The 13,774-nt window shown below is 38.7% G+C and carries 11 protein-coding genes; 1 reads left to right on the forward strand and 10 read right to left on the reverse strand.

The features are described from left to right. Positions 1 to 34: 34 nt before the first annotated feature. The 10 genes from BMX63_RS01800 to BMX63_RS01845 form a co-directional block, all read right to left on the reverse strand. On the reverse strand, positions 35 to 1,033 hold the full coding sequence (locus tag BMX63_RS01800) for an ABC transporter permease (protein WP_093131359.1): 999 nt from the start codon (positions 1,031 to 1,033) through the stop codon (positions 35 to 37). A gap of 33 nt (positions 1,034 to 1,066) precedes the next feature. Continuing rightward, positions 1,067 to 2,548 carry a sugar ABC transporter ATP-binding protein gene (locus tag BMX63_RS01805; protein WP_177167144.1) on the reverse strand — a complete coding sequence of 494 codons (1,482 nt, stop codon included), beginning with the start codon at positions 2,546 to 2,548 and terminating at the stop codon, positions 1,067 to 1,069. A 249-nt stretch (positions 2,549 to 2,797) separates the two neighbouring features. Then, positions 2,798 to 3,448 (reverse strand): transaldolase family protein, encoded by a 651-nt coding sequence (locus tag BMX63_RS01810; protein ID WP_093131361.1) that lies wholly within the window; start codon positions 3,446 to 3,448, stop codon positions 2,798 to 2,800. Positions 3,449 to 3,471: 23 nt separating this feature from the next. Continuing rightward, positions 3,472 to 4,992, reverse strand: coding sequence for a xylulokinase (xylB, locus tag BMX63_RS01815; protein WP_093131363.1), 1,521 nt, complete (start codon positions 4,990 to 4,992; stop codon positions 3,472 to 3,474). Positions 4,993 to 5,022: 30 nt separating this feature from the next. Then, a complete protein-coding gene (locus BMX63_RS01820; protein ID WP_093131365.1) occupies positions 5,023 to 5,472 on the reverse strand; it encodes an RbsD/FucU family protein in 450 nt (149 codons plus the stop codon). Positions 5,473 to 5,936: 464 nt separating this feature from the next. Next, positions 5,937 to 6,716, reverse strand: coding sequence for an acetylglutamate kinase (gene argB / locus BMX63_RS01825; protein ID WP_093131367.1), 780 nt, complete (start codon positions 6,714 to 6,716; stop codon positions 5,937 to 5,939). Between the two features lie 12 nt (positions 6,717 to 6,728). Then, positions 6,729 to 7,973 carry a bifunctional ornithine acetyltransferase/N-acetylglutamate synthase gene (gene argJ, locus BMX63_RS01830; RefSeq protein WP_245732675.1) on the reverse strand — a complete coding sequence of 415 codons (1,245 nt, stop codon included), beginning with the start codon at positions 7,971 to 7,973 and terminating at the stop codon, positions 6,729 to 6,731. Positions 7,974 to 8,023: 50 nt separating this feature from the next. Continuing rightward, on the reverse strand, positions 8,024 to 9,064 hold the full coding sequence (gene argC / locus BMX63_RS01835; protein ID WP_177167145.1) for an N-acetyl-gamma-glutamyl-phosphate reductase: 1,041 nt from the start codon (positions 9,062 to 9,064) through the stop codon (positions 8,024 to 8,026). 175 nt (positions 9,065 to 9,239) lie between these two features. After that, positions 9,240 to 10,217 (reverse strand): 2-hydroxyacid dehydrogenase, encoded by a 978-nt coding sequence (locus BMX63_RS01840; protein WP_093131371.1) that lies wholly within the window; start codon positions 10,215 to 10,217, stop codon positions 9,240 to 9,242. Between the two features lie 417 nt (positions 10,218 to 10,634). Beyond that, positions 10,635 to 12,041: an APC family permease gene (locus tag BMX63_RS01845; RefSeq protein WP_093131372.1), complete on the reverse strand. Its 1,407-nt coding sequence runs from the start codon at positions 12,039 to 12,041 to the stop codon at positions 10,635 to 10,637. Positions 12,042 to 12,326: 285 nt separating this feature from the next. On the opposite strand from BMX63_RS01845, the gene BMX63_RS01850 reads away from it, so the two are divergent. Continuing rightward, on the forward strand, positions 12,327 to 13,685 hold the full coding sequence (locus BMX63_RS01850; RefSeq protein WP_093131374.1) for an aspartate aminotransferase family protein: 1,359 nt from the start codon (positions 12,327 to 12,329) through the stop codon (positions 13,683 to 13,685). The last annotated feature ends 89 nt before the right edge of the window (positions 13,686 to 13,774 follow it).

Below are 13,774 nucleotides of genomic sequence, written 5' to 3' on the forward strand. Positions count from 1 at the left end.
ATGAAAGCTCCATAAGAATGGAGTTAACACTAAATTAAGTATTCCTACGACGTAGAATGTCTGCATAAACGGCAAAGATTACAACAATTCCAATCACAACATCCTGCCATTCTTGTGGAACAGAAAGAATCCGCAAACCATTTGTTAAAACACTCATAATTAGGGCTCCAATAACGGTACCAACCATGGTTCCTTTACCACCACTAAGAGATGTTCCACCAATAACCACAGCTGCGATGGCTTCTAACTCGTATCCCATACCTAAAGCAGGTTGTGCTGAATTCAAACGGGCCGCCATGACCACACCCGCAACCCCAGTAAAAAGACCTGCAATCGAATAAATAATAATTTTCCACCTGTTTACATTTACCCCTGAAAGTCGTGTTGATTCTTCATTACTCCCTATCGAAAAGGTATATCTTCCTATAACTGTTTTATTTAAAATAATATAGCCAATCGTAGCCATTAAGAAAAATATGAGAACCGCATTCGGAATCTCTATTCCAGGAATAATCGAACCTAATGCAACCTGGGTAAATGCAGGCGTATCACTAAAGTAAATCGGTCTTGTTCCAGATATAACAAGGGCAAGACCTGCTGCAATCATCATCATGGCTAAGGTTGCAATAAAAGGCGGGATTTTCATCTTCGCTACTGCTGAACCTACTAGAAATCCAGACAGTCCACCTGATAAAATTCCTAATAGAATCCCAATTGGAATAGGCAATCCCAAAAATGTAATAAATACACCTGTCATAACCGAACATAACGTCATTGCTGTTCCTATAGATAAATCGATTCCTCCCGTTATTATGACAAGGGTTGTTCCAAGGGCAAGAATCCCTATCACAGATGTAGAAAGTAATATATTCATAATGTTAGAGAATTCCATGAAGTTCCGTGAGGTAATAGAAAAAAAGAGTATGAGCACAATTAAACTAGAAAAAGCTAGAATTTGCTGCAATGCTCCTGATTTAAATGGTAATTTGCTTTTCCGTTTCTCTATACCCGGGTTACTAACTTCTGTTTTCATTTTTTAAACCCCCAATATGTTTGTAGTGTTGTGTTAACCAATTCTTTGTGTTGCGTACGTCATAATCTCTTCTTGTGTAGCGCTTTCATTTTTGAGTTCTCCAGTTATTCTCCCTTCACACATAACAATTACACGGTGGCTCATCCGTAAGATTTCCGGAAGTTCAGAGGAAATCATGATAATCGCTTTTCCTTGTGCTGCAAGATCATTTAACAGTTTATAAATTTCACCTTTAGCACCTATATCAATACCTCTAGTAGGTTCATCAAATATTAAAATGTCGGAATCTCTGGTTAGCCATTTTCCAATAACCACTTTCTGCTGATTTCCACCTGAAAGAAGCCTTACTTCCTGGTTTACACTTGGCGTTTTAATATTCAGCTGTTCTACCATTTCTTTTGACTGCTGCTCCATAGCTTTTTGTTTTGTCAAGCCCACACTACCAACAAATGAATCCATACTCGCAATACCAATATTTGTTTTGACGTCCATATCAAGCATTAGTCCGAACCGTTTTCGATCCTCGGATAAATAGCCAATTCCATGTTTAACAGCTTCCTTAGGTGATTTTATTTTTACTTGTTTTCCATTTCGGTAAATCTCACCGGAATCGATTGAATCTGCCCCAAAAATGGCTCTTGCTACTTCTGTTCTTCCAGCTCCCATCAGCCCGGCAAATCCCAGTATTTCACCTTTTTTCAATTGAAAATTAATGTCTTTAAGTACTCCCTCACGATTGAGATTTTTTACCTCAAGCAAGACTTCATTAGAACCGGTTATTGATTTTGGCTCTGATGATTCATAGATTTCCCTTCCAACCATAAGAGAAATAATTTTATCAATTGTTGTCTCATCTGTGTCCACGGTGTCGATATATTCACCGTCACGCATAACTGTTATACGGTCTGTAACCCTTTTTAATTCTTCCATTCGGTGGGAAATATAGATAATCCCGACTCCATCCTGTTTTAATTGCTCAACGATTTTAAAAAGTGTTTTAATTTCAGAATCCGTCAGAGCTGCTGTTGGTTCATCCATTACAAGTACTTTCGATTGAAAGGAAAGTGCTTTAGCAATTTCAACCATTTGCTGTTGAGCTACCGATAGATTGGAAATATATTCAGTAGGATCCAGATTAAGATTTAATTGCTCAAATAACTCTCTCGCTTCTTGATTAAGTTTCTTTTCATCTACAAATAGTTTGAAAAATTTTCGAGGTTCTCTTCCGATAAAAATGTTTTGGGCAACTGTTAAATCCTGTGCCAAATTTAATTCCTGATGGATAATACTAATTCCCAACTCTTGTGCTTCCTTCGTATTGGCTACATTTATTTCTTCACCCTGATAAATAACCTTTCCCTCATCCTTTTCATAAATTCCGGTTAATATCTTCATTAACGTTGACTTACCTGCTCCATTTTCACCAACAAGAGCGTGAATCTCACCTGCCTTTAACTCAAGCTGAACATTAGTCAGAGCTTGCACACCGGGAAAGCCTTTATAAATTCCCTTCATTGTTAATAAACTCACCGCTATCACCTTCTCTCACATATATTGTTATCGGTAACAAAATGAGGTAAAAAAACAACTGAAAACCACCCACATAGATTTCATAGTCTACAAAAGTTTTCATTTCAGATCATCTTCACACAGCGTTTGTAAGCACTTTCATAGTACTTTAGTACGTATTCGATTGTTGCCATAAATTATAGCGAATAAGCAGGAAAAAATCAATATATTTTTGTAAAATTTTTAATATTAAAACTATTTGTTTTGGATATAGTTTTGCCAGTCCTCGTTAAATTGATCTAACCCCATATCCGTAAGAGGAGATTGAAACATCTTATTCAATACATCATAAGACATCGTCACCGCATCTGCACCTGCATGAACTAAATCGACAACCGTTTGAGGACTTTTAATGCTTGCACCTATTATTTTGGTTGAAGAGTTTAGATTTTGAAAGACAGATTTAGCCTCTTTAATAAATCTTTTTCCATCCAGACTATAATTGTCGGTTCTGCCTACATAAGGACTGATATAGGCTACGTTTGCCTTTGCCGCCAGAATCACTTGTGAGAGCGAATAAACAAGGGTGAAATTCACTTCAATGTTCTTTTTAACAAGTTCACCAGCTGCTACCAGCCCCTCAAAATTCATAGGAATTTTAATAACTGTATCCTTTGTCCAGCCACTCATTTCAATGGCTTGATGGTACATTTCTTCAGCATTCTCACCTGTTACCTGACACCACACCTTACCATCTATTAGCCTTCCAATTTGCTTGATTTTGGTTTCGAAGGATTCGCTTTGTTTAGCAATAATACTTGGATTGGTCGTAATTCCATCTAAAAATTGAAGTCTTGATACTTTTTGAATTTCTTCTGTATTTGCTGAATCTAAATATAATTCCATACGGATTCCTCCTGATTATCCAATTATTTACTTAACTCCTTATAGATTGGAACCAAACTTTTATACGACTTTACAAATAATGGATACACTTTATTGTAAACCTCTAAGTTGTCCTGATTTGGAGTATAATGATGTTGTTGTTGAACCCATTTCTTGGATACACTGAAATCCTTAATTAATCCTGTACCTACTCCACCAGCTATGGCAGCGCCCATTGAGGTAATCTCATCTAATAATTGAGGAATTCGAATGTTGACACCGTATATGTCCGCTAGCATTTGTCTCCAAAGAGAACTTGTTGCTCCACCTCCGAAAACCCACATATCTTTAGCACGAACTCCATTTTCTCTAAAAGTATCTAATATAACTCGTAAATTCATCGTAATTCCCTCAAGTATTGCCCGGACCATGTCCCCTCGATTATGTTTAATATTTAATCCGATAAATGCACCTTTTGCCTTAGGATTCCACCAGGGTGAACGCTCTCCCATCATATAAGGTAAAAAAAGTAACTGATTGGAACCAGGCTGAGATGTAGATGCCTCTCTGTTCATCAGATCATAGATGGTCTCATTTGGCTCTAGGTGATTCTCCTCATTACGGAAAATCCTGTCTCCCATCCACTGGAAGGAAGCACCGGCAGCCTGCATCGTACCACATGGCAAATATTTACAATCATCCAGATGAACAAAAGTAAAGGTCCTCATTTCTTTATCGTAAATCGGTTCTGTACTACTTAATGAAATCCAGGATGAGGAACCAATATAATTGAAGATGTCGCCCTCATCAACAATGCCTGCACCTACTGCAGCACAACTTCCATCACCACCGCCCATAACAACAGGAGTATCAGGAGATAAACCTGTCTCTTCCGCAGCCTTCGAGGTCACTTCTCCAATTATGTGTGATGAAGGGTACAGATCGGGAAGCTTGTCAATGTCGATTTCCCACTCTTCAATAATTTCTTCTGACCACTTTTTATTCGAAATATCCAGCAAATTCATACCGCTCGCATCAGAAAAGTCTGTTCCGAATTTACCTGTCAGTTTATATATAAGATAATCTTTGACATGTAAATGCTTATAAGTAGCTTGATAAATTTCAGGCTGATGATTTTTAATCCACACAATTTTTGATCCAGAGTAAGAAGAACTAATTCGATGACCCGTAATTTGATAAACTTTTTCTAAACCTAATCTATGACGGAGATGATCAGCTTCCTGTTCAGCACGCATATCAGCCCAGATTATGGCTTTACGTAGGAGGTTTCCATTGTAATCTACTGAAACAACTCCCTGCATTTGCGCACTAAAGGAAACGCTTTCAATTTGACTGGTACGGATACCGCTTTGCTCAATGAGTTGTTTGGTTGATACACAAACAGCTTGCCACCAATCTTCAGGTTCCTGTTCAGCCCAACCCACTTCAGGATAATAAGTGGGGTACTTGTAGCTTATACTAGCTATTAACTCCCCGTATTGACTATATAAAGTCGCTTTATTCCCTGTTGTACCAATGTCATGCGCTAACAAAAATCTGGTCATTATGTTATCCTCCCTCTGAAAGCAAGTCGCTTACCGATTTCCTATCCCATCATCTGTAACGACTCCTTTTTTAATAATCATATTTGCGTACAATGCCTCTTCTCCAGAGGAAACAACAGCAAATGCCTGTTTTGAACGCTCATAAAAGTCATATCGATCCAGAAATTGAAATTTTTTAAACTGAGGTTCATATTTTTGAATAACAGACAGATATTCTTCCCAAATCGTCGGCTTTACGTTATCCCCTTCCACAACCTGCATGAGTGAAACAGCATGTGTACTATATGTATCCAAAGGAAAAAACTTCATAATTCCGTTTAATAAATCTAATGTTTGATGTCCATCTGCCCTTACTACTCGCTGCGAATAGGTCTCGGCTGGAAAATTCCCATCTGCCAGTACAATCTCATCTCCATGACCCATTGATAATAGCGCTTTCATTAAATCAGGAGAAATAACCTTTGGGATTCCCTTTAGCATAATACACCTCCTCAATAATTGTTAGCGATAACAAAAGTGTAAACTAGTTTCCTTGATTTATCAAGATTAAATTCAGAAAAATAAAAAAATAGGAGTTCGGATTCCTTCCCTGAAACTCCTATTTACTGGCAAATCCATTATTATCAATTTGTAATCACCCGCACTAGCTCAGCTCATTTCCCTCTGCCTGCTCATTTGAGAAAATAGAAGCTCCTGGTAAATAGATTTGACTGTTGAAAGATTACAAAAAGCCCACAATTAAGCCTAAAAACGCACCTATCGTCCCACCGACCACGAAAGATTTGAAAGAAATATTTTCAGGATCAATCATTCCCGAACTCCCCCTTTCGAAGAAGCTGTACTTGATCCAAACACCTGGAACTTTTTGTATCTTTCTTTCTCCTCGTATTCTAACATATTTACTAAATTTTAAGACTTATAATCTTCAAATTTTCTCTATAAAATTACAACACTACCTGAGTTCCAACTGAGCGCCCCTCACTAAAAGAAATAAGACTATCCTTCTCTGTACCATCTAATATGACGACTTTCGGTACTTTATACATCAGAGCATCAAAGGCGGATTGGATTTTAGGAATCATTCCCTCTTTTATCACTCCCTCTTCAATCATTCCTTTAGCTTCAGCCTCCGATATATGTGTCAGTACTCTTTTAACACCATTCTCCTCTCGATATATCCCTGGAATATTACTGACAAAACAGAGCTTACCTCCTAAAGCTTTGGCAATTGCAGCTGCAGCTATGTCACCATTGATGTTATACCGTTCGCCATTGGATCCAATACCTAAAGGTGAGATGACAGGAATCAAATTATCCTGGATAAGGGGTTGTAATACATCTTTATTAACTGATTCTACTTGCCCAACCAAGCCCAGCTTCCTATTCTCTACTTGTTTGGCTTGTAATAAATCACCGTCAACACCGCTTATCCCGATGGCTCGCCCACCAGCCTGCTTAATGTTTCGTACCACTTGTTTATTCACCTTTCCACTCAATACCATTTCCACAACATCAAGGACCTCACTTGTCGTTTTCCTCATCCCATTTACAAAAGTCGTTTCAACGGCTAAGTCCGAAAGCATCTGGGTGATCAGCGGGCCTCCACCATGAACAATAATCGGTTGCCATTCCTTGCTTTCCTGTAATTTGACGACATCCTGATAAAACGCAGAAGGGAGTTCTTCTAATACACTTCCTCCGAATTTAATAATCACGGTATTCATACTCAGCACCACCTATGTTCGATAAGATGCGTTAATTCGTACATATTCATAGGATAAATCGCAGCCCCACGCGTTTCCTCTTCCTACTCCTTGATTAAAATCAACAAAAAGTGTGACATGCTCCTCCTTCAATTCTTGTGTAGCTTTACCTTCATCATATGGTAGAGGCAGTCCATTTTCCACAACCTTGACCGGGCCAATAGAAACGGTCAAATCATCAGGATTCAATGGGGTACCACTATATCCAACAGAACAAACAATTCGTCCCCAATTTGGGTCCTCACCATGAATTGCTGTTTTGACCAAATTAGATGAAATAATACTTTTAGCAATTTGGCGAGCCACATGGTCATCCTCAAGACCACTTACCTGCACCTCAATCAGCTTCGTAGCACCTTCTCCGTCTCTTGCAATCTGCTTGGCTAACGACTCACAGACAAAGCGAAGTCCCTCAACAAAAGTCTGCCATTCCAAGTGGTCCTTCGTTAAGAGGTCGTTTTGGGCTAGACCGTTGGCTAATAACAGCACCATATCATTGGTACTCGTATCCCCATCTACGGAAATACAATTAAAGGTTTCATCGGTGACTTCTTTTAAGGCTGCATGTAAATCTGAGTGAGGGACATTCGCGTCTGTTGTAATAAAACTAAGCATGGTTGCCATATTTGGATGAATCATGCCCGATCCCTTTGCAGCTCCACCAATCGAGATGGTTTTCCCACCTATATTCATTTGAACCGCTACATTTTTTGTGAACGTATCCGTAGTTAATATTGCCTTCTCAAAGTGGTTGGGTTCATTTTTCTTAATGGCTGCAGGAATCTGGCTAATTCCCGAATTAACTTTTTCCATTGGCAATAGCTCCCCGATTACACCCGTAGAAACGACCGCACCATAATGCTCTTTAATGTTTAACATATCAGTAAAGTTTTTGCGCATTTCATAGGCATCCTGAATGCCCTGTTCTCCAGTACATGTATTGGCCTTACCTGAATTTACAATAATCCCCTGAAGTTTACCTTCCTGAGCGATACTATCCTGAGTGACGTGTAATGGGGCACCTTTAATCAAATTGGTTGTATAGACACCAGCAGCTTCTGCAGGAACCTCAGAATAAACCCAGCCTAAATCTTTTTGTTTAAATCGTATTCCACAGTGTAATCCTCCAGCCGTGTATCCTTTAGGAGTGGTTACACTTCCCGTTTCTAACACATGGAGATGCTCCAGTTTTTCTGCCACCTCATAAAATGTGCTCACCGTTCTCTCACCTCTCCTCACAAAAGTTGTATTACTTTTTTTGGTTTCAATTATGGATAAACGGGGGAATACTTAAGACCTTCATCTATATCCCAGCCGTTTACTAGATTCATATTCTGAACTGCCTGACCTGAGGCACCTTTAACCACATTATCAATGACTGATACAATCGTAAGCTTTCCAGTACGCTTATCTACCGTTACACCAAGATCACAATAATTCGAACCATAGACCTCCTTGGTAGAAGGCAAGCTTCCCTCTGGACGCACTCTAATAAAAGGCGTGTGATCATAGTACATGTCATAGGCATGAATAAGATCATCAGTAGTTATAGTTTCTTGTAAATCTGCATAAATCGTACACATAATTCCTCGCGTCATTGGGATAAGATGGGTCGAAAAGGTGACTTGTACCGTATCCCCACTAACTTCAGTAAGAATCTGCTCCATTTCCGGTATATGCTGATGCTTACCGAGTCTATAAGCTTTTACATTTTCATTCACTTCTCCAAAGAGTGTTGTAAGAGAAGGCTTACGACCTGCTCCAGATACACCAGACTTCCCATCTATAATAATAGATTTTGTCGATATAAGTTTCTTCTCCACTAATGGAATAAGAGCCAATAAGGCTGCCGTAGCATAGCATCCGGGGTTGGCAATTACCTGTGCATGCTTGATGGCTTCTGGATATACATCAGCCAATCCGTATACAGCTTCTGACAAATATTCTGCATTTGTATGCTCCGCCTGATACCATTGTTTGTAAACGTCTGGATTATTCAGCCGAAAATCGCCAGAAATATCAATGCAAGGGATTCCCTTCTGGGTGAAAGAGGGTAGCCAATCCTTGCTTACCCGTGCCGGCGTGGCAAAAAAGAGAAAGTCCACTTGGCTTGCCACCTTATCTACATCTAAAGCTTCAAGTTGCTCTTCATAAATGGCTTGTAGATGTGGATATAATTCCGTTATCGGGGTTCCACTTGTTGAATGTGAAACAATAAGATTTAGTGTCACATGTGGATGTTCATGAAGAAGCCGTATCAATTCAATTCCGCTATAGCCATTTGCGCCAATAATTCCAACCCTCAAAATCCTTCACTCCTAATATTTTTAATTTTTCGGATAATTATACTTATTTATTAATATTTATGCAATAGGTTTTTTGAAAATTTTAAAAAACGATGTAAATTAGGAGAGACCGTTCATGTACTAATCACCAAATAAAAATATTCTTAAAATCTATTCTTCCAAATAAACAGAAGGACTATCATTTTAATTTTTCCCAAACTTCAGGGTTCAGTAGATTTGGAGGTTTTAATCCACTTAAACCTGCTCTTAGGTTTTCATCTGCTAATTGCGACATTTTTAATTCTGTCTCATAAGTGGAAGATCCAATATGCGGTAAAGTAACAACGTTGTTCATTTTAAGCAGTTCACTATTCGCATCAACCGGTTCCTGCTCATAAACATCCAATCCTGCAGCCCGAATATCTTTATTTTTTAATGCATCTATTAAATCCTGCTCCACAATCGTTTTTCCCCGTGAAACATTGATAAAAATAGCGGATTTCTTCATTAATTGAAACTCTCTTTTTCCTATCATACCTTCTGTTTCTTTGGATAGTGGTGTAATCAGACAGATAAAATCAGAATGAATTAATAAGTTATCCAGTTCCATATAGGTAGCGTTGTATCTCGATTCCACATCTGATTTTCGTGTACGGCTGTAGTATAAAACATCCATATCAAGTCCAAAATGTGCACGCTTGGCTATCTTGGTTCCAATCCTTCCCATACCTATGATGCCAAGCTTTTTATGATGCACATCGGTTCCGTAGTAGTCTTCTGATAAGGTTTTAGTCCATTTCCCGGTTTTCACAAATTGATCCAATTCAGGAATTCTCCTGGCAGCAGAAATAATTAGTCCTAACGCTGTATCAGCAACAGTATTTGTCAATATACCTGGTGTATTCGTTGCCAGTATATTACGTTTTGTCAATTCGGGAATATCTAGATTGTTGTATCCAACCGAAACGTTGGATACGATTTTTAGATTCGGTGCTTTTTCCAAAAGCTGTTTATTTACAACCAGCTCCAATCCAATAATTCCGTGTGCATTAGAAAGGAATTCCAGAAATTCCGCGTCTTTATGGGGATTAATATCTTTAAAAAAGCGAACCTCATAATCGTTTTTCAATCCATCCAATACAGGTTTCTCCACTCGTTCATAGGCAAGAATTTTCATTCATGATACCCCCATCCATTTAAAAAAATCTGTATTATTTTATAAATCAGGGTCTATTCGGATAAAGTTAAACGTCAATCATTGGAGTGTTGCCCATAGCCCATTAGCTAAGCCAATCAGGATGCTAGTGTCCATTATAGATCTCAGCATATTTTCTTTTAGAAACTCTTAGAAATCCTATATTAGATAAAGGTAGTCTTAAAGCTTATTGTTGATTTTCCGCCCAGCTGATTGGAACAGAAGTACGCGGGGAAGAGTGGTATACGGAACCCCCCTAAGGCGTATGCGAAGGAGGCTCCCAGACCGCCAGCGGAAATCAACACCTATGTTTAACAGAGCCTAAATAAAAAGCTTGGAATAGATGATGAGGTGAACTCTATTCCAAGCTTAAATAATGAAACCAGCATTGTGAACGCTTCAAGCAATTCGATTGATTTCATCATTCATATGTTTATCTGCATTGTCTTTACCGTACTTTCTGATTGAATAGTTATATAAAATAACACCTAGCAAAGTCCAAAAACCAACAATAATCCATTCTGTAACACCTAGTGCAGATGGCATACCCGGTAAATATAAGATGGTCACACCACCTGCCATGATTGCAGCAATCCATCCTAATAAAGAACCACCAGGTAATTTAAATGGACGGTTCATCTCTGGAGATTTTTTTCTTAACATAATAAATGAAATAGCAACGAGCAGCCAGGCAACAACAAGACCAATTCCACCAGCATCAACAAACCAAGCGAGAGCAGGTCTTCCTAATAAAGGAGCAGCTGTGGATAACACGGCAATTAGTAAAATAGCCTTATAAGGTGTCTTATATTTGGGGTGTAATTCCCCTAATGATTTTGGTAAAATTCCGGCTCTTGCCAAAGCAAAAATTGCCCGGCTCCCTCCTACATAAAATCCTAACCAACTCGTTAATATTCCGCCAATACCGCCAATAACAAGAATATTCCCCATTAATTGACTACCGCCAAATGCTGTGGCCATTGCATCGGCAGTTACAAGATTGGATTCAGCTATTGCTGATGGATTGAGAACTCGGGATACTCCGAAAATAACTGCTACATACCAGACAATCGCTAAAGTGACTGAAAAAACCAATAGTTGACCAATTCTCTTTTTGGGTAAATTAATTTCCTCAGCAGTCTGTGGGATAACATCAAAACCTACAAACATAAACGGTGTCATAATAACGACTGTTAAAATCCCCGCCATCCCTTCTTCAAAAAGTGGCTGCATACTTTGCACATTACCTGCCATTGTACCTCCTGTAATTAATAAAATACCTGATAAAATAATTAAAAGCATAAAAATGAAGGTTACAGCAGATGTAAATTTAATGCCCCGATAATTAATCCATGCAATAAGAATAGATCCTAAAATCCCGATTCCTGCCCACGTAACCGTTACATCCCATCCAGCAATCGTATATAAATACCCTTGACTAAAATCTGGCACCAGATATTCAAAGACGGTTGGAAACGCAACGGCCTCAAAAGCAACAACGGAAACATAACCAAAAATAATAGCCCATGTAGCTATAAACGAAGCAATTCTTCCCATAGCCTTAAACGTATAAACATGTTCTCCCCCAACCAGGGGCATTGAGGAAGCTAACTCAGCGTATGTAAGACCTACTAATAGAACTAGAACACCCCCGATTAAAAATGCCAGGATGGCTCCAATTGAGCCAGCCTCTGTAATCCAAAGGCCTGTTGTAACAACCCAGCCCCAGCCAATCATTGAACCAAAAGCGAGTGCAAGTACATCCTTATTTCCTAAAATTCGAAGCAGTTTCTGATTTTCTCCCATTCAAACCCCTCCAATGGAAAAATATCTTAAAAAAATACATTTCTTCTTCAAGTAATGATGAATTTGCTTTCACTTTTATCCGTCTTCCCGATAAACAATGTTTGAACATAAGTATATTGATTTAACAAAAAAGTGTCAATTAATTTTTTGTATTTTTAGAATTATTGACATATTCAAACAACTATGATTAATTATAGATATCTTATTCTGCCGACCATTAATTTCACATACAAATTCTATTCCAACAGCTTTTTCTTTAAAATTTAATGGAAGGGGAGTCTTACAGTGAAAACTGGTACTGAAAGCAAATCGTTACTGGAAAAAGATGAGAAATATTTATGGCATGCAATGAAAAAATACAATCCTGAGGGTACTTTAATTAGTGCAAAAGCAGATGGCGTGTGGATTACCGATGTTAATGGCAATAAGTACATGGACGGTCTGGCAGGGCTATGGTGTGTAAATGTTGGTTATGGAAGGGATGAACTAGCCGATGCTTCCGCTAAACAACTGAAAGAGATGCCTTATTATCCAATGACCCAGAGCCATATTCCAGGAATTCTGCTAAGTGAAAAATTAAACGAATGGCTGGGTGAAGAATATGTTATTTTTTATTCCAATAGCGGATCGGAAGCAAATGAAACAGCCTTCAAAATAGCTCGTCAGTACTATCAGCAAACAGGACAGCCTAATCGTTATAAATTTATATCACGTTACCGCTCTTATCACGGAAATTCCTTTGCAACACTTGCTGCCGGGGGACAGAATCAGCGAGCATATAGATACGAACCGCTTTCTTCAGGATTTGTTCATGTTTCTCCACCTGATTGTTATAGAAGTCCTTTTTCAAGTATAGATGGTGAATGCTGTATTCAAGCAGCTGAAGAAATTGATAAAACCATCACCTGGGAGATTCCAGAAACCGTTGCAGGAGTCATCATGGAGCCCATTATAACGGGAGGCGGTGTGCTGATTCCTCATGATCAGTACATGAAGCGCGTTCGGGAAATTTGTGATCAGCATGGTGCATTATTGATATCGGATGAAGTTATAAATGGCTTTGGCCGGACCGGTAAACCCTTTGGATTTATGAACTACGGTGTAAAACCAGACATTGTAACGATGGCGAAGGGACTGACCAGCGCCTATATGCCTCTTGCAGCAACAGCGGTAAAGCGGGAAATCTATGAAGCTTTCATATCCAATGATGACGAATATAATCATTTTCGTCACGTAAATACATTTGGTGGCAGTCCTGCAGCATGTGCTGTTGCCATTAAAAACCTTGAGATTATGGAAGAAGAAAATTTAGTGAAAAATTCAGAGGAACTGGGTACATGGCTCAATGAGGAACTTCAAGATTTAAGGGATCACCCTAATATAGGAGATATCCGTGCTAGAAAAGGGCTGCTTGCAGGAATCGAATTAGTGAAAGATAAACAAACCAAAGAACCGATTGAAGAAAATCGTGCCGCTAAAGTCGTTGCAGGCTGCAAAGAAAAAGGAGTAATTATTGGCAAGACAAGTGATACTGTAGCAGGCTATAACAATATTATAACGTTGTCACCACCATTATCCATTACGAAAGAAGAACTTCAATTCCTTGTTGACATTCTAAAAGAAAACTTGCGAGCGGCTTTATAAAGCTGTCAGACACTCAAGAAATTTTTCAGGAAAGAAGGATTGATAGGATTAACAGTATTCCAATGGAAATTAAAAATAATGAGAATCGC

Origin of the sequence: Salinibacillus kushneri (assembly GCF_900111405.1) — a bacterium.
In the GTDB taxonomy this organism is placed as follows: domain Bacteria; phylum Bacillota; class Bacilli; order Bacillales; family Alkalibacillaceae; genus Salinibacillus; species Salinibacillus kushneri.